Origin of the sequence: Ferruginibacter paludis (assembly GCF_030409685.1) — a bacterium.
Lineage (GTDB): Bacteria > Bacteroidota > Bacteroidia > Chitinophagales > Chitinophagaceae > Ferruginibacter > Ferruginibacter paludis.
The window spans coordinates 251,705-268,988 of sequence record NZ_JAUFQJ010000014.1; the positions used below are offsets into that span (position 1 = coordinate 251,705).

The following is a 17,284-nucleotide window of genomic DNA, read 5'->3' on the forward strand; positions in this document are numbered from 1 at the left end:
ATGCGCAATGCCGGAACGTTGTACTATTTTAAAGGCTTCGGATCAGGTTGATAGTCGAGCGGCAAAGTATTGGCCAGTTTCTCATAGCTCCAAAAACCACCGTATTCCAATTCACTGTCATCCACAGGCACACCAATGGTTGTCAATTCCACCGGCGCATGTTTAATTTCTATGCTTGCTTCTATCCCTTTTTTTAAATCCCCATCTATATACTCCAATACAGTCCGCAGGTAATTTTTTGTTGCCGGATTGTTGTTGTATTGAATAATAAGCTTGTCTTTTATGCCTATAGAATAATTATTGGTGCTGTCAATCCACAAAACCTGGGTGGCAGTTAGTGGTCTGTAGAGATCCTCATCGCCGGGATGCCGGGCACCGGCTGCAGGTACAGTGTCCTTTACAAATACACCAAACCCCTCCTGGTACAATTTGTTGGCTATAAGACTGCGATAAAAATGCTGGCTGCTTCCAAAATAGCAATGGTTGCGGGCGGTTTGAAATTGACTGCCATCTGCCAGGGACTCGTAATGGCAATACCCTGAAAAATAGGATTGCCTGGTATATGTATCATAATAAAAACTCACAAGGTTATAATACATTTTGTATCCGCAAAGTTTATTTACAATTATCAGTGTGGTATCTGCTGTGGCAATAAATCCTTCGAAGGAAGTATCCCTCTCAAAATAAACATCTTTTAAATTGCTCACCGTGCTTTGAACTGCTTCATTTGTAATCCCCAGCAACCCTTGCAGGAAAGCTTGCCGGTAAGCCTGCGTGTTAGCCGTTTCCATAGCATCTTTTGGTAAACTACCAGCCTTTTTTTTGCGCATTTTAAACACAAATTTGTTACTCCCCATTTTTGCCGCGGCTGGTTTAAACGAAAACAACTCATATCCCGGGCTGATAATCACAACATCAGTATTAAAAAAACGGATGTTGTGAAAACTAAATTCGCCCTGCGCATTTGTTTCGGCAGCAATGGTAGTATTGTTGAAATACACGGTAGCATTTGGTATAGCAGCGTCGCTGTTTTCATCAATCACCTTACCTGTAAAACTTACCTGCGCAGTGGCCGTTTGTAAAATAAAAAACAGGGACAGAATGAAGGAGCAAACATTTTTTGGGTATGGTACATGCATAGTTAATCGCTGGGTTCAATTGGTTACGTGGTGCCTGCCTTTCAGCATATATTGTTTGCTTTGTTCAATACTATCCATCACCTGTTCCAGTATGTTTTCACTGGTATCATTGTAGTCAATTTGCAGCGGGGCTTTAAAAGTAATGGTTAGCCGGGTACCTCTCTTTTTAAATTTCAAACCCTTTTTATCAAAGGCACGCCAGTAGCCGCCTATTACAACCGGTATTACAATGGGCTGATGGTGTTTTATAATAAATGCCGTGCCTTTGCGCCCGGGTGCAAACGGTTTGGTTGTTCCCTGTGGAAACGTAATGACCCAGTTGTCGTTCAGCGCCCGTTCAATTTTACGGGTATCGCTGGGGTCTAAACTTTTGCGCACTTCTTTTCCATCTTTTACCCAGGTACGCTTTACGGTAATAGCACCTCCAAGGCTCAGTATTCTGCTGATCCAGTTTTTCTTCATGGTTTCTTCGGCCGCCACATAGTAAATTTTTGTAAATGGCCACAGCAGGTAATAAGGTATTCCCAGGCCATGCTTTTTTCGCCAGCTTACGGCGCAGAAAATATGTATAAAAGTAATTACTTCGGCAAAATAGGTTTGGTGATTGCTCACAAAGAGCACATTTTTCTTGGGCAGTTTGTGCAAATTCTCCATGCCCGTAATCTGCAGCTTATTAAAAATATTAATGCCAGGGTAGGTAATGGTTCCAATAACAGCATATACGATTCCCTTAACAAATCTGCTCTCTTTAAACTTCGTAAAAAATGTTGTCATGTAATTTTTTTAGCCGCAATCTCCCCTGCAATATACGGAATTATCATTTTTATAACTGCCTTAAAATCATCTTTAACGATTGGGTTTTGCAGCATGCCTCCAGGTAATTCATGGGGTTGTCAACCCATCAGTGACGAGGGCAGGTGACGGCTCCCGTTTTATGCTCCGCTAATAAGTTAATATCTTTACCGCTATGCAATTAAACACCGTAATTTTTGATATGGACGGGCTGCTCGTAGACTCTGAACCCTTATGGGGCGAAGCAGCAGTTGAAGTTTTTAACCGTTATAACTTTCAGTTAACCGCCGCACAGTATGCCACCACCACAGGCATGCGTACCAAAGAGTTCGTTGAGTGGTGGTTTAACCATTATAAAATTGAAGGCCGCCACATGGCCGATGCAGAAAGCGCCATCTTAAAAAGCGTGGTAGAAAAGGTAGCCGCCAAAGCCAAACCGATGCCCGGTGTGGAGCACATCTTCAATTTTTTTATTGAGCGCAATTTCAAAATCGGTCTGGCTACTTCCTCCGGACAGCCATTGATTGATGTAGTGGTAGATAAGCTGGGCATCCGCAATTTTTTACAGTCTATTGCATCTGCTGCAGACCTGCCCTATGGCAAACCGCACCCGCAGGTATATTTAAATTGTGCCGAAGCGCTGGAAAGTCGGCCAACGCAGTGTATTTGCTTTGAAGATTCTTTCAACGGCCTCATCGCTGCCAAAGCCGCCCGCATGAAATGCGTGGTAGTACCGGCCCCGCACGACAGAAAAAATGAAAAGTTCAATGCCGCCGATTTAAAAATTTCTTCGCTGGCTAACTTTAACACCTTGCTGATGCAGAGTTTGTAAATATTTTTTGGTCCACGCTAAGAAGCAATGTGGAACATCGTTGCATCGCCCCCTTGTGCTTTTTTGGTTTTGGGGAGCTTTATTGGTGCGTATAAGATTTACACTTTATCCAGCAATATAATGTGTTTGGTTGGATTGACGCAATAGGTTAAGTTAGATGCCCAAAGCAGAGCGTTGTGCGTCATTTTATCGTGACAGTTAACGAAACCAAAAACTTTTATTGCAATGAGTAAATCAACAAAGGATTTTGACTTTGAACTTGACCTGATATTTTCGGGACAAAAAAATCCTGTTGAAGCGTTTTGACAGATTGGAAAAATGTATGAAAGATTGTTGTCTATTGACCAGCAAATTTTATATAGCATTTTGCCGAGTGCTAAATTGGAGTATGAACTCATTGACTTAGAATATTCTTCCATAAAGTCCAAGGTTAATCAGATTTTAAAATCAATACCCGACGACATTTTAAAAGACATATTAAATCCAGGAAAGTTATTTGGACACCTTTTAGTTTATATTAAAAAGCGACTTATAAAAGCGACCGAGACTAACGAGGTTCAATCGGTTGAGAGTTTGCAAAAGGTTACTAACGACATTAATAGTGAAATTAAGAAACTACCCACAACGACAATCATCATTCTAGAAGTCAATAACTATTTTATTTTAAATGCTATCAATGAATTAAGTATTGAAGGTCGTGGGTTAAAAAAAGAAGAATATTTTGAATATAAATCGAAGGTGGGAAATGCAAGGATTGGAAATGGTAGTTCTGTAAACATGGCCAAGTTGCTTTATGAACTTGGTGGTCAGACTTTGGAACAACAGAGAATTGAAACTCTAAAAGTTAAGACATTGGATTTGCTTTCAGACAAAGCAAGTTGGAAACTCATTCGACAAGGGAAACAAATTGAAGTAAAAATTCTTCACAAGGAATGGCTGGAAGATTACCATAATAGAAAAATTGTTATTCAGCCCAATGACTATTTGAAAGTTGATTTAAAAATAACTTACACTACAAATAACAACACTTTAAAACCTATTGTAACCTACGAAGCATTACAAGTGCTAGAAGTTATTCCACCCGACAAAATCGAAGGGACTAATCAAAATAACTTATTCGACGGCTAGAAACACGAACACACAACATTGGGTTGGGATGCAAGCTCCTGGCGCAGGGCTCCTGCCCTGATGCCTTGCGTTACTAATACCACAATCCAAAAAATTCACCCACTATACTTATAGCATTGAATTTAGCTGCGATAATTGCACGATGAACTCATTTAGCAGCTGCTTTTGATTGCATTGATACAATCATTTATTTTTAGTTGCACAAAGCAAAACGTTGCCGTAAATTGTATAGCAACCCGCATAATAAACAAAGTACAAAAAATGGGAAGAAAAATTGTAAGTGTCATCGCAGGTTATATAATTTTTGTGATTACAGCCCTGGCGCTTTTTAAGTTTTCAGGACAAAAACCGCATGCTGATCCAACAACTACTTTTGTAATACTAACAGCGATTTATGGAGCAGTAACTTCCTTCATCGCCGGGCTTGTTACACAAATGATTTCCCGAACAAAAAGCCTTATAATAAATTATATCCTCGCTTTTATTATTGCAGGTTTTGCCACTTTCTCATTAGTCAAATCAGCCGGTAATCATTGGACACAACTGCTCGCTATTATTATTTTTGCACCAGCTTCAATCGTTGGAGGCTTAATTTATAATAAAAAGAACACGTAAATAATTTCTTTTGTTCTTTTCCTTTCTTCTCAGCTGGCGCAGGTTTTAAGTTGCATCATTAAACAATCTGCTCATCACTTGACCAAAGTAAAACCCGCCTCCTTCACACTCGCAGAACTTCCACCAACAAACACTTTAAAATCGCCCGGTTCAAAAATATACTGTAGTTTGTCATTGTAAAAGCGAAGGTCATTTGCAGTAAGGATAAACTCAACCGTTGTGGAGGCTCCTTTTTTCAGCTGTATTTTTTTAAACCCTTTCAACTCTTTTACCGGTCTTACAACGCTGCCTACCAAATCGCGGATGTACAATTGCACGGTTTCTTCACCGTCATAATTACCCGTATTGATAACCGTACATTTTACTACCAGTTTTTCTGTTGGTTTAAAAACGGGTTTGCTTAATTCAATATCGCCGTATGAAAAACTGGTATAGCTCAATCCAAAGCCAAACGGGTATTTCGGGCTGTTGGGCAAATCGATATAAGATGAAACATAGTTTAAATCGCTATCATTTTTAGCGGGGCGGCCGGTGTTGTAATAATTGTAATAGATCGGAATTTGTCCTTCTGTTCTGGGGAAACTAATGGGCAATTTTGCAGAAGGATTGTAATCACCAAATAATACGTCGGCGATGGCGTTACCCGCCTGGGTACCCAACCACCAGGTATACACAATGGCGGGAACGTTGTCTGCGATCCAGTTAAACACCAGCGGCCTTCCGGCACTCATCAGTACCACAACGGGCTTACCCGTTGCCACGATGGCCTTCACCAGCTCTTCCTGCACACCCGGCAGGCGGATAACACTTCTGCTTTTTGCTTCACCGGTCATGTCTCTTGCTTCGCCTACAGTCATCACTACAACATCCGCCTGCATGGCGGCTGCAACGGCTTCACTAAAACCTGCACGGCTGGTATCTTTTATTTCGCAACCTTTTGCATACAATACATTGGAACCGGCAGCCAGCTTGCTTTTCACACCCTCCCACAATGTAACAATGCGGGCAGTATCATCCGGCCAGTCGTAACTCCAGAATCCGAGGTTATCAGATTTTGCTTTTACAAACGGACCAATCAGCGCAATGTTTTTAACATCTTTACTGAGCGGCAATAACTGCTTTTCATTTTTCAGTAACACGATACTTTTTTTTGCCACTTCTCTTGCCGCAGTGATATGGGCAGGGTTATTGGATTGTTCGTTTTCTCTTGCTTCATTGCAAAATCTGAACGGATCATCAAACAGGCCCATCTCAAATTTCTTTCTCAGTATTCTTTTTACGGCATCATCAATCACCGCTATTTTCACTTTACCTTCCTTCACCAATTTGGCTAAATTTTGAATGTAGCTGCGGCTTTCCATATCCATGTCACTGCCCGCATTGGCAGCGGCCATAGCGGCTTCATAATTATCTTTTACAAAACCATGGTTGATCATTTCACCAATACTTCCCCAGTCGCTCACCACAAAACCTTTAAAGCCCCACTGGCCTTTTAAAATGGTTCTTTGCAGGTAGGCATTTCCACTGGCCGGTACGCCGTTCAGATCATTGAAGGAATTCATGAAGGTGGCAGCGCCTGCTTTTGCGGCCGCTTCAAATGGGGGTAAATAAGTTTCCAGTAACTGGCGGTTGCTCATGTCAACACTATTGTAATCCCTGCCTGCCACTGCTGCACCATAAGCGGCAAAATGTTTGGCGCAGGCCATCATGGCATCTGTATTGCCCAATCCTTTTCCCTGGAAACCTTTCACCCTTGCTGCGGCAATTAAACTGCCCAGGTAAGTATCTTCACCTGCGCCTTCCATTACGCGGCCCCAGCGTGGGTCCCTTGCTATATCTACCATCGGCGCAAAGGTCCAGTGAATGCCGGCAGCAGCGCCTTCTGTTGCCGCCACCCGTGCAGACAATTCAATGGCCGGAAGATCCCAGCTGGCCGCTTCTGCCAGCGGTATGGGAAAAATCGTTCTGTAACCGTGTACTATGTCCTGCCCAAACAACAGGGGAATTTTCATTCGGGACTGCATTGCCAATTGCTGCAGTGTTCTTGTATGATCTGTACCGGTAACATTCAGCATACTACCCAGCATGCCCTTCTTTATCTGCTCCTGCTTATCGCCGTCTTTCGTTATAGGACCAGTTGCCGCCCAGTCGCCGTTGTACTGGTTCATTTGGCCTATTTTTTCATCCAGTGTCATCAGGCGTAAAACAGAATCTACCTTTTGATCAAGGCTCTTTTTTTGCGCTATGGCATTGTAAAAAGGTGTAACAAGCAATATCAATAAAAATAATGGTGAAAAAAGTAGACAGGATTTCATACAAGCTGTTTATTTGAAATGCAAAATTACGGAGTGCAGATCAGTGGGACAGTTTTTAAATGAGTTCATTGAGTATATGTCAAATTTTGATTGGATGGCGCTGTCAACCGGTACGGTCATTCAACGGTGGATATTTGCGTTTGGTTTCAATAGCCGTTTGCTAATGATCCGTGGCGTTAGATTTATTTGCCTGAGTAAGTACAACAGCCGCCTTTCTTTTATCACTTAGTTTTTTAAGATGCCGCAAGATGCGCTTTTCAGGAATATTTTCATTGTCATCGCTCAGCAGTATTGACCACGGTTTCAATGCATCTATCTGGGAAAAAATCACATTCACAATGGCAATGGTGGGTAGCGCTAAAAAGATACCGGGCAACCCAATCATAGAACCGCCAATTACAACGCCCACAATCGTCATCAGTGCATTAATCTTTACTTTTGATCCGACAATCTTGGTCATCAAAAAATTCGCATCTAAAAAATGGATCGTTTCCATACCGACAATGATCCAGATAATTTCATTCATGCTTGATGAATTACCCAGGGTTACAAGCACGGTAAAAACAAGGCTTGTAAACAATCCTATATACGGCACAATATTTAGCACCGCTGCAAAGACGCCCAAGAATACAGCATACTTCACCCCGATAATCAACAACACAGCTGAATTGCAGGCTGCTACAATAGCCATTTCTATCAGCAACCCAGTCATGTATTTTTGAATAATCTGTTTTGATTGGAGCAATACAAACTGCAACCGTTCTTTGTGCTGGCTGCTAAAAACGGCAAACAAAAACCGCCTGATTAATTGCCGGTAGCAAAGAATCAGAAAAGAATAAATAGCTACTATAATTGTAAACATGACTGTTTGCGATACCGTAAGAAAAGTTTGGCCAATATACTGGCCGCCCGAATGCCGAACCCCTTCCCGGATATCGTCGATGTAAGATTTTTGTACCTCAGTGCTGATATGCACTTTTTGTTCAAGCCATTTTTGCAGTGAAGTAATATGCCCGGCCAGGTGTTCCCTTATGGCAGGAACATCGTTTAAAAAGCCAATCATCTGCGCTGAAATAAAATAGACAATTGTGGCGATTACCGCAAGGGCTAAAATAACCGCCACAAGGTTGGCCATTGTTGCCGGCAGGTAACATTTTTGCAGCAGGTTGGTAACGGGTAACAATAATATCGATAAAAGAATAGAAAAATAAATAGGTACCAGCACGCCATGACCAACAGAAATGAAAATACCGATTAATAAAATCAGTAATAATTGAAAACTAAGTTGCTGGGCGTAAGATATAGTTCTAATGTTGTTCATCGTAGCATTTGCATTTTATCCGCTAAATTTCTCTAGCTAAAAAATAGTGAAATCAAAAACAATGGTGAGTAAATTATGTGCCGGATTTATGCAACGGCGAAAACGCTCTCTAAAAATTCAGTGGGCATTATTTTACTCACCACCGCACTTTATTCGATATCTCTCCCGCCAATCAACGTAATTTTCAGTCCCCAATACTTCGCAACAAAATTTTTAAACATTCGTTTCCTTTGAGTATTTCTTCCTGGAGACAGGTGCTGGCTGGCTGGTGCTGTTCAGTCCATTTGAAAACATTCATAAAGGTGGCTGGTGCGGACTGCGGTACACTGGCAACACCCCAAAACGTTTTGCTGGTGTCATTTATGACCGTAATACGAAGTCTGATAACGGCATGGAATAGGCTTGTGGCGAAATTAATACAGTAGTAACTTTCTAATTATTAAATTACCTTCTTGAATAAAATTGCGCTTTACAATATCAAGGGCGGTGTAGGTAAAACTACTACCACCGTTAATATCGGCACTTAAAATGATGTGCTGGTTACAATTAACTTCAGCTGAGTGTAAAAAAATGAATCTCCATTATGAACCGTACGAGTGTTATTCTACTATTGTTTTTAACAGCTGCTCTACTTATTATTTATTACCCGGTTTTTACTGCCGAGTTCCTCTATACAGATGAAGCCAACCAGCTTTGGGATGCCGCAACCAGGCTGAATTTTGAAACATCTGTTCCACAGGGAAGATTACTTACCTACAAAATTTTTGAATGGGTATTCAGCCACATACACACTGTTCACCAGGTTATTTATGCCCGCCTTTTTTCTTTCTTTGGATGGATGCTGTGCTTGCCGGTTTGGTATTATATTATCAGTACCCTGGTTGTTAAAAACGGTTTACCCAAACAGCTTGTCTTGCTGGCAATGGTTTATCTTATCTGCATGCCACCCTTTATTATTTACATTGGATGGAGCGCCTGTATGGAAATGTTTATAGCCTGTTTAAGTGCGCTGCTGTCTGGGTTTGTGTTATATCAAGGTATAAGCTACAATGGTGAACTGGTAGAAGTATCATCTAAACGGATAGCACTATCCATTATTACAGGTGTAACTGCATTGTTCATTTATCAACATTGTTTTGGCTGCTTTTTTATCCCTTTTTTTATTCATTTTATCGCCACAAAAAAAATCAGCAAAACCATTTATATCGGCTTTGCTTTTTCCCTGGTAATCTTTATTGTGTATTACCTGGCATTTAAATACTCGCTGAATGTGTATGCATTGCCAGCCAGCAGCAGAGGGGCGTTCGCCACTAATCCAGTGAATAAATTGTTGTTTTTTTTCTCAATGCCGCTGGCAACGGCTTTTCATTTTACGTATATTTTTACAGAAAAAAGTGTTGAGGGACTGATTGTTTACGGAACTGTTTTATTCGGATGGCTGGCGGCTACTCTAATCACGCAGCGCACAAAATCATCGGCAGATAACCTGGTGTATTTATTGGGGCTGATTGTTTTTGCCATGTTCGCCGATCTGCCTTCTCTTATCGTGCAGGAAAATTATTCTTCCAACCGCACCTTGTTTGCTCTGGATATGATTGCATTTTTACTTGTAGCGGAAACAATTTTTTCTCTGATTAAAAAAGAAAACACCAGTAACATTGTTGCAGGCGGGTTTAGCATTCTCTTTTTAATGAATGCCTGGTATAATTACCATAAACAATTTATTGATCCGTTACAGGTGGAATATAGCCTGCTTAAGAATGTCATTACAAAACAATATCAGCCGGGTATCACCTCCATCTATTTTATTTGCCCCGGCGAAAATGCATTCAAAGAAAAATATGGTATTACCCCTTCATGGGATGAATTTGGTATTCCTGCCACTGCAAAAATTTGGGCGCCTGAACCTACCATTAAACAATTAATTTTTGAAAAGACCGGCGACCGAAAAATTGCAGAAAAAATGGCAGTAAAAAGCTGGCCAAATAAAGTTGCCTTTGAATCTTCCGGAGGCATTCTTCCTCCAGAAGGGTTGTTGATTGACATGGAAGCAACACTGGCTAAATAATATGACGCGGGGAAAAGAAGTTCGTCTTTTAAGAAACTCGACCTATTTGGATGGATTAAAGCAAAGAGCTATTTTAAAGGCTTAATGTACAAAAAATAAGCGGGATAAACTCCTGCAGCAAAGCGTTGCGAATCAACAATTGAATTAACTTACCATTATTATTTAATTGTTGAACCACCAACCTTAAACCACTTTGATTTTGAATCGCTGTATTTTTTGCATTGCATTTATCATTACTTCTATTTCTGTCAAACCCGTCAATGCCCAGGACCTTTTTAGGGGCTACGAACAGTTATTTACCACCCCACTGCAATACACCATTTACAAAACAAAAGACCCTATGAAAATTGATGGCAAATTAAAAGAAGCATCGTGGAGCAAGGCAGGGTGGTCAGATGATTTTGTTGACATTGAAGGCAATAAAAAACCCGTTCCTCCATTGAAAACGCGTTTTAAAATGCTTTGGGATACGCAATATGTATACATCGCTGCTGAGCTGGAAGAGCCCAACACCTGGGCCACACTGAAACACCATGATGACATCATTTTCAATGACAATGATTTTGAAATTTTCATCGATCCGGATGGCGATATGCACAACTATTTTGAGATCGAAGTAAATGCGCTTAATACCATTTTCGATTTGTTTTTAACCAAACCCTACCGCAATGGTGGCGTCGCCCTGATCAACTGGGATGTACAGCAATTGAAGTCTGCTGTATCCGTGCAAGGTTCTGTTAATAACACCAGGGACATTGATAAAAAATGGTTTGTTGAAATGGCCATTCCATTGCGTTCCATTGCTACCGGCTTTAAAGAACAGGTGCCTGCAGATGGAAGTTTCTGGCGCATCAATTTTTCAAGGGTTGAATATGAAACTGAAATCGTTCATGGTAATTATATTAAGAAAGTGGATTCTGTTTCAAAACGTCCGCTGCCCGAACACAACTGGGTTTGGTCGCAGCAGGGACCAATCAACATGCACATGCCCGAACGCTGGGGTTACCTGCAGTTCAGCACGCAAAACGCAGGTTCATCAAAAATAAATATGCCGTTGCCTGCGGCCGAAACATACAAAAAATATTTGTGGTTACTGTTTTATAAACAACAGCAATACCGGCAGCAACATCTCCAATACGCAACCGATTTACCGCTGTTAAATTTTCCTTCAACAATTGAAAGTGCTGGCTTAAATTGCCATATCGAACTGGTGGCAACAGGGCTTCAATACATAGCAATCCTGCAGCCTGCCGGTATTGGGGAACGGTGGCAGATAGACCAGGATGGTAAAATAAGTAAAGCAATCAATCCATGATCAGCAAAAGACAATTTTTAAAATCAGCGCTGGTAGCAGGTGTAGCAAGCGCACAGCTCTCCCTAACCGCTACCGCAGGTGATGGATATTTAAAAAAGAATAAAAAGAAATGGAAGCATTGGGTATGGATCAATCCCAATCCAAAAGATACAGATGCAGTCATTGATGCCTTGTATGCAGCTTATCATGATGCAGGTATCCGCGGTATATTTTTTGAAGCCGACAGTGAAAAACATTACCGGCTGGCAAAGAAAAATAACATCGCAGCTCATCGCTGGATGTGGACCATGAACCGTGGTGAAAAGGAATTGCTGGCAGCACATCCCGAATGGTATGCGGTAAACCGCAAGCTGGAATCCTGCGCTGAAAACCCGCCTTATGTGAGTTATTACCGCTGGCTTTGTCCATCCAAAGAAGAAGTGTACCAGTATTTGGAAGCTGATGTGAAAAGCATACTCAGCAAAGATTATGTTGATGGTATTCACCTGGATTATGTGCGTTATTGCGATGTTATTTTGCCATTGAATTTGTGGGATAATTATGGGATTGAACAAACCAAAGAATTGCCTGAATACGATTATTGTTACTGTGATGTTTGCCGGGAAAATTTTCGTTTACAAAAAGGCGTTGATCCGTTGTCTGTAATGTATCCCGAACAGAATTTATCCTGGCGCAGGTTCCGTTACAATAACATAACAAGAATTGTAAACAGGCTGTCTGCTGTAGCCCATGATTTTAAGAAACCCATTACAGCAGCGGTTTTCCCAACACCGGAAGTGGCTAAAAGAAATGTGCGGCAAGACTGGACGAACTGGAACCTGGATGCTGTTTGCCCGATGATCTATCATGGCTTTTATAAAGAAGATATTGGATGGATCGGCGATGCAGTAGCTGAAGGAGTTAAAGGAATTGGCGGAAAATTTCCGTTGTACGCCGGGTTGTATTTACCCGATTTTAAAAGCAATGATGATATAAAAAAAGGCATTGAAATTGCGATGCAAAATGGTGCAGCCGGTGTATCCTTGTTTGGACATGTGGATGCGCCCATACTGGAAATATTAAAGTCTGTGTCTTAAACAATCATTGCTTTTTGCTCCTTATGTAAACTAAAATAAATTGCCTGAAATGACAAACGATACGATTGCCCTGCCAGAAACTGACCCTGCTGATTTGATTGGTTTAAGAGACAGCGTTTACGCTACAGACCTGTTGATCACTGCGCTTGGCCATCTCGATTTTTTTACAGCCATTGAAAAATACGAACTGGATTTCGAAGGCATCTGCAATCACTTTAAAACAGACCGTCGGTGCACCGATGTAATGCTTACTTATTTTGTTGCACTGGGCCTGATATCCATCGAAAATGGTCACTATGTAGTTACTAAAAAGACGTCCGAGTTTTTGTTATCTACTTCAACATGGAACCTGATCCCCTATTTTTCCAACCTGCTTGAGCGGCCGATTATTGAAAAAATGCTGGATGCATTGAAGACCGGAAAGCCACAAAGCTGGGGCGCTAAAAAAGATGAGCTGGACTGGGCGAAAGCCATGGAAAGACCTGATTTTGCAGCGATGTTCACAGCGGGTATGGATAGCCGTGCGGCATTAATGGCTCCGGCTATTTCAAAAAAATTCGACTTCAGTAAATACAATACAATGCTTGATATCGGTGGTGCTTCCGGTGTGTATGTTTGTTCCATCATTGATCATTTCCCCAACCTCACCGGTGGCATTTTAGAAAAATCACCTGTAGATAAAATTGCTGAAATTTCTATCCGAAATAAAGAAAAAGAAGCATCTGTAAAAGTCATCGAAGGCGATATGTTTCAGTCCATCCCCGCAGGTTTCGACATCCATTTATTTTCGCATGTACTGCACGACTGGACGCTGGAACAAAACCAAATCCTGATCAACAACTCATTCAACAGCCTGAATAAAGGTGGCGTAATCATGATTCATGATGCCCATGTTAACCCGGATAAATCAGGCCCGCTGTCAACGGCCGAGTATTCTATTCTGCTGATGTTTTCCTGCTGGGGCAAATGTTATTCCATTACAGAACTGGCTCCGCTGCTGGAAGCTGCCGGTTTTGTAAACATACGAGAAACCCACACCACCGGCAACAGAAGCATCATCACCGGAGAAAAGAAATAACACGAATACTTCTCTGGGAATGGCGAAAAAAGGCCAGGCACAGACCATCCCCAATTTTTACTTTTTACTTAAGCATTAAGCCTTTTGTCTCCTGCCTTTTGCCTACTGCTTTCTGTCTTTGCCTTCAGCGTTCAGCCTTAAGCTTTAAACCTTCTGCGTTCACCTACAAAATACCTGCGTTTACCGCCTTTCCACCTGCAATTGCCTAATGCCATTTTCATTAGTATTTGCGCTACTATACATTTGTGTTATAAAATTAAACACAATGGAAAACAGTAAAGGAACAAGAAACTATGATGGAGGAAGAGTAGTAGCAGGATTGATACTGGTGGGCGTGGGTGCTTTTTTATTATTGCGTAACATGGGCTTCTGGCTGCCAGGCTGGTTATTTTCCTGGCCAATGATTTTAATACTGGTAGGTATTTACTCCGGCGTAAAACATAATTTCAGAAACAATGGGTGGATAATTTTAGTCGGTGTAGGCGGCTTTTTTTTGGTAAGCGATTTTATTCCCAGTCTTGGCTTGCAGCCTCTTTTCTGGCCGCTGGTGATAATAGGCGTGGGAATATTGTTTATACTAAGGCCCAACAAAAAAAGCTGGGTTGATTTTAATGCCGATATTAATATCAATAAACAAACAACCAGCACAACCGACGTATACGGCGTTCCCCAATCGCCGGTTGTAGCAGGTTCTATCGACAGCTCAGACTTCCTGAATGTACGTTCCGTGTTCAGCGGCGTAGTAAAAAATATAGTATCAAAAAATTTCCAGGGTGGCCGCATCTCCTGCGTATTTGGCGGTGCAGAAATTGACCTGAGCCAGGCCGATATTAACGGAACGGTGATATTAAAACTGGAAGCCGTATTCGGCGGTGTAAAACTGGTAATACCTCCACACTGGTCTGTGCAAAATGACATCGAAGGTGTCTTTCATGGCATCGATGATAAGAGAAGATTCAATCCGGATGCCACCATCAATCCCGGAAAAATATTGATACTAAAAGGTTCTGCGGTATTCGGTGGCGTGGAGATTAGAAGCTACTAGCGAGTTGGTGAATGGTGAATAGTGAGTGGTGAATAGGGCCCACAAAAACAAAATCACCAACGACCATTGACGATTGAGCGCTCACAACTCACCATTGACTATTGACCATTCACTATTGACCATAACAAAACTACAGCTCATGAATTGGTTCCTTGCAAAATTGGTTTTCAGAATTGTTTGCGGATCGGGTACGCATACCGCACAATTTGAAGAACAGGTCCGCCTGATTTATGCAGATGATGAATTGCATGCGTTTCACAAAGCCAGATTACTGGGAGAAGGTGATTGCTTAAAAGAAGGAAGTCTCATAGGCGTGCAATGGAAATTCATTGATGTATGTGAGCTGCATTTGCTTGCACAATCCACCGATGGCGCAGAGATATTTTCTACGATAAAAGAAGAAGCAAATGCAGAGGCGTACATTCGCAGCATACAGAAAATGGCGTCGCAATTGTTCCAGCGAAGCCTGCATCAGTTCACTTGTTTAAACAGCATGTCCATTGGCTCGTAATACCTCATCACAGAAAAAAAGCGTACTGGTTTTCTTTATCACTTTCCTGTCCTGGTTTGGGATATGGAGCACGCTGCAGGTAAATGTGTTGCTGGATTTCGGCATCCCTGTATCCCGTGCCATCACAGATTCTGTCATCAGCAATTTACTGCTCGAAGCCTTCTGTTTGCTCATCATCAACAACATGAGGTACTACCTTCCCAAAAAAGAAAAATACTGGTACACACTCATCATCAGCTTTGGGTTAAGTTCTTTATGGCTCTTGTTATTGCGCATCATTTTATGGCGGGTGTTTAAAAATGATACGGCGTATTTAACAATGCTTGGCCATACTTCCCTCATCCGGTTTGCCATTGCTTTTTTGATCATCGGTTGTTGTACCGTGTTAAGTTTGCTCTGGTATTCGCAGCAGGATCAGCAAGCCGATAGCGAACGGAAGCAGGCCATGGAACGGTTGGCAAGAGAAGCAGAACTGAATAAATTACGCCAGCAATTGCAGCCGCATTTTTTATTCAACAGTTTAAACTCCATCAGCGCCCTTACCGGAAGCCAGCCAGAAAAAGCCCGGCACATGATACAACAGCTGAGTGATTTTTTACGCGGCACATTAAAAAAAGAGCAGCAGCAATGGACCAGTTTTGAAGAAGAACTGCAATACCTGCAATTGTACCTCGACATAGAAAAAGTACGCTTTGGTTACCGCCTGCAAACACAGATTGAAACAGAACCTGCTGCCTTGCAAATGCATCTTCCGTCTATGTTATTACAGCCGTTGGTTGAAAACGCCATCAAGTTCGGACTGTATGATACCATTGGCGAAGTCACTATTTTTATACGGGCAAAAAAAGTGAACGACTTGCTGGAAGTCAGCGTACAAAACCCTTTCGACGAAACTACCTCAGCGCCGGTAAAAGGAACGGGCTTTGGTTTGTCTTCCATCCGGCGACGTTTATTTTTGTTATTTGCAAGGCACGATTTATTACAGATAAAAAAAGAAGCACAACAATTTATTACAACAATCAGCATACCGCAACAAAATGAAAGCAATCATAATTGACGACGAACCACTGGCAAGAATGATGGTGAAAGAATACCTGCAGGCTTATCCGCACATTGAAGTGGTGCAGGAATGCAACGATGGTTTCGAAGGCATGAAGGCCATCCAGCAACACCAGCCCGATTTAATTTTCCTGGATATACAAATGCCCAAAATAAATGGCTTCGAAATGCTGGAGCTCATCGATAATCCGCCGCAGGTAATTTTTACCACGGCCTTCGAAGAGTACGCCATCAAAGCGTTTGATGCCCATGCCGCTGATTATTTATTAAAGCCATTCAGCAAAGAACGCTTTGATAAAGCCATGCAAAAACTGCAGCAACCTCACAACAACGCAGCACAAGCCGTTGTAGAAACTGCGTTACAGGCAGCCACGCAAAGCAACCGCGTTGTAGTAAAAGACAATGGTAAAATAAAAATCATCCCCGTAGCACAGGTACAATACCTGGAAGCCGCCGACGACTATGTAAAAATCGTAACGGCCGAAGGTAGCTTCCTGAAAAAGAAAACCATGCAGCATTTTGAAGACATGCTGCCACCACAGGAATTCATCCGCATACACCGCAGCTATATTGTCAACGCACAACTCATCACCCGCATAGATCCGTACGAAAAAGACAGTCACCTTGCTTTGCTAACCACCGGCGCACGTTTGCCTGTAAGCAAAGCCGGCTATGCTAAATTGAAAGAAGTACTGGGGATTTAGCGTGGTAATTTTTTTTATGTAACCATCAGTATTTTTTATGGCGGCATCGTTGCGTCGCACACTTTTACCGCATGCCGTTTTGGGACTTTCATTGACGCGGATGGCGGAATCGATAACTGAAATGCATTTTCAAATAACGTCTTATTTTTTTAATAAAGGCATATGTACTTTCGGTTAACTCAGCAACTTTAGAGTTAGTTGAAAAGTCATCCCAGTTCAATTCTTTACTAATGGTTTTCTCAAGCACTATTTTAAAGAAAGCGCATTGGATCACAATAGCCGGGCT

At 41.8% G+C, this 17,284-nt stretch carries 15 protein-coding genes; 11 read left to right on the plus strand and 4 right to left on the minus strand.

The window, feature by feature from the left end; translation table 11 throughout:
* Positions 1-23: 23 nt before the first annotated feature.
* Both QWZ08_RS20585 and QWZ08_RS20590 read right to left on the minus strand, forming a co-directional pair.
* On the minus strand, positions 24-1,139 hold the full coding sequence (locus QWZ08_RS20585; protein WP_290339435.1) for a carboxypeptidase-like regulatory domain-containing protein: 1,116 nt from the start codon (positions 1,137-1,139) through the stop codon (positions 24-26).
* Between the two features lie 15 nt (positions 1,140-1,154).
* A complete protein-coding gene (locus QWZ08_RS20590) occupies positions 1,155-1,913 on the minus strand; it encodes a lysophospholipid acyltransferase family protein (RefSeq protein ID WP_290339436.1) in 759 nt (252 codons plus the stop codon).
* Positions 1,914-2,106: 193 nt separating this feature from the next.
* On the opposite strand from QWZ08_RS20590, the gene hxpB reads away from it, so the two are divergent.
* The 3 genes from hxpB to QWZ08_RS20605 all read left to right on the plus strand — a co-directional run bounded on the left by hxpB (position 2,107) and on the right by QWZ08_RS20605 (position 4,506).
* Positions 2,107-2,763, plus strand: coding sequence for a hexitol phosphatase HxpB (gene hxpB, locus QWZ08_RS20595; RefSeq protein WP_290339437.1), 657 nt, complete (start codon positions 2,107-2,109; stop codon positions 2,761-2,763).
* 318 nt (positions 2,764-3,081) lie between these two features.
* On the plus strand, positions 3,082-3,891 hold the full coding sequence (locus tag QWZ08_RS20600) for a hypothetical protein (RefSeq protein WP_290339438.1): 810 nt from the start codon (positions 3,082-3,084) through the stop codon (positions 3,889-3,891).
* A 261-nt stretch (positions 3,892-4,152) separates the two neighbouring features.
* Positions 4,153-4,506 (plus strand): hypothetical protein, encoded by a 354-nt coding sequence (locus tag QWZ08_RS20605; protein WP_290339439.1) that lies wholly within the window; start codon positions 4,153-4,155, stop codon positions 4,504-4,506.
* 74 nt (positions 4,507-4,580) lie between these two features.
* Here QWZ08_RS20605 and QWZ08_RS20610 read toward each other — a convergent pair whose 3' ends face one another.
* The gene (locus QWZ08_RS20610; protein ID WP_290339440.1) at positions 4,581-6,821 is read right to left on the minus strand and encodes a glycoside hydrolase family 3 N-terminal domain-containing protein; all 2,241 of its coding nucleotides are present in this window, start codon (positions 6,819-6,821) and stop codon (positions 4,581-4,583) included.
* A gap of 160 nt (positions 6,822-6,981) precedes the next feature.
* On the minus strand, positions 6,982-8,142 hold the full coding sequence (locus QWZ08_RS20615) for an AI-2E family transporter (RefSeq protein ID WP_290339441.1): 1,161 nt from the start codon (positions 8,140-8,142) through the stop codon (positions 6,982-6,984).
* Between the two features lie 583 nt (positions 8,143-8,725).
* Here QWZ08_RS20615 and QWZ08_RS20620 point away from each other — a divergent pair.
* The 8 genes from QWZ08_RS20620 to QWZ08_RS20655 all read left to right on the plus strand — a co-directional run bounded on the left by QWZ08_RS20620 (position 8,726) and on the right by QWZ08_RS20655 (position 16,998).
* Complete coding sequence (locus QWZ08_RS20620; RefSeq protein WP_290339442.1) at positions 8,726-10,210, plus strand: hypothetical protein; 1,485 nt, start codon at positions 8,726-8,728, stop codon at positions 10,208-10,210.
* Positions 10,211-10,409: 199 nt separating this feature from the next.
* Positions 10,410-11,525, plus strand: coding sequence for a carbohydrate-binding family 9-like protein (locus QWZ08_RS20625; RefSeq protein WP_290339443.1), 1,116 nt, complete (start codon positions 10,410-10,412; stop codon positions 11,523-11,525).
* On the plus strand, positions 11,522-12,601 hold the full coding sequence (locus tag QWZ08_RS20630; RefSeq protein WP_290339444.1) for a family 10 glycosylhydrolase: 1,080 nt from the start codon (positions 11,522-11,524) through the stop codon (positions 12,599-12,601). Before QWZ08_RS20625 ends, QWZ08_RS20630 begins: the two co-directional genes overlap by 4 nt.
* Positions 12,602-12,650: 49 nt before the next feature.
* Complete coding sequence (locus QWZ08_RS20635; RefSeq protein ID WP_290339445.1) at positions 12,651-13,679, plus strand: methyltransferase; 1,029 nt, start codon at positions 12,651-12,653, stop codon at positions 13,677-13,679.
* A 265-nt stretch (positions 13,680-13,944) separates the two neighbouring features.
* Positions 13,945-14,724, plus strand: coding sequence for a LiaF transmembrane domain-containing protein (locus QWZ08_RS20640; RefSeq protein ID WP_290339446.1), 780 nt, complete (start codon positions 13,945-13,947; stop codon positions 14,722-14,724).
* A 139-nt stretch (positions 14,725-14,863) separates the two neighbouring features.
* Complete coding sequence (locus QWZ08_RS20645) at positions 14,864-15,235, plus strand: DUF4288 domain-containing protein (protein WP_290339447.1); 372 nt, start codon at positions 14,864-14,866, stop codon at positions 15,233-15,235.
* Entirely contained in the window at positions 15,225-16,292 is a 1,068-nt protein-coding gene (locus QWZ08_RS20650; RefSeq protein ID WP_290339448.1) for a sensor histidine kinase, read from the plus strand. Before QWZ08_RS20645 ends, QWZ08_RS20650 begins: the two co-directional genes overlap by 11 nt.
* Positions 16,273-16,998, plus strand: a complete 726-nt coding sequence (locus QWZ08_RS20655; RefSeq protein WP_290339449.1) for a LytR/AlgR family response regulator transcription factor — start codon at positions 16,273-16,275, stop codon at positions 16,996-16,998. Before QWZ08_RS20650 ends, QWZ08_RS20655 begins: the two co-directional genes overlap by 20 nt.
* The last annotated feature ends 286 nt before the right edge of the window (positions 16,999-17,284 follow it).

Coding starts and splice junctions, on each gene's coding strand:
- QWZ08_RS20585 (WP_290339435.1), bottom strand. CDS start 1,139: ATGCATGTACCATACCCAAAAAATGTTTGCTCCTTCATTCTGTCCCTG.
- QWZ08_RS20615 (WP_290339441.1), bottom strand. CDS start 8,142: ATGAACAACATTAGAACTATATCTTACGCCCAGCAACTTAGTTTTCAA.
- QWZ08_RS20645 (WP_290339447.1), top strand. CDS start 14,864: ATGAATTGGTTCCTTGCAAAATTGGTTTTCAGAATTGTTTGCGGATCG.
- QWZ08_RS20600 (WP_290339438.1), top strand. CDS start 3,082: ATGTATGAAAGATTGTTGTCTATTGACCAGCAAATTTTATATAGCATT.
- QWZ08_RS20640 (WP_290339446.1), top strand. CDS start 13,945: ATGGAAAACAGTAAAGGAACAAGAAACTATGATGGAGGAAGAGTAGTA.
- QWZ08_RS20620 (WP_290339442.1), top strand. CDS start 8,726: ATGAACCGTACGAGTGTTATTCTACTATTGTTTTTAACAGCTGCTCTA.
- hxpB (WP_290339437.1), top strand. CDS start 2,107: ATGCAATTAAACACCGTAATTTTTGATATGGACGGGCTGCTCGTAGAC.
- QWZ08_RS20630 (WP_290339444.1), top strand. CDS start 11,522: ATGATCAGCAAAAGACAATTTTTAAAATCAGCGCTGGTAGCAGGTGTA.
- QWZ08_RS20605 (WP_290339439.1), top strand. CDS start 4,153: ATGGGAAGAAAAATTGTAAGTGTCATCGCAGGTTATATAATTTTTGTG.
- QWZ08_RS20655 (WP_290339449.1), top strand. CDS start 16,273: ATGAAAGCAATCATAATTGACGACGAACCACTGGCAAGAATGATGGTG.
- QWZ08_RS20635 (WP_290339445.1), top strand. CDS start 12,651: ATGACAAACGATACGATTGCCCTGCCAGAAACTGACCCTGCTGATTTG.
- QWZ08_RS20590 (WP_290339436.1), bottom strand. CDS start 1,913: ATGACAACATTTTTTACGAAGTTTAAAGAGAGCAGATTTGTTAAGGGA.
- QWZ08_RS20610 (WP_290339440.1), bottom strand. CDS start 6,821: ATGAAATCCTGTCTACTTTTTTCACCATTATTTTTATTGATATTGCTT.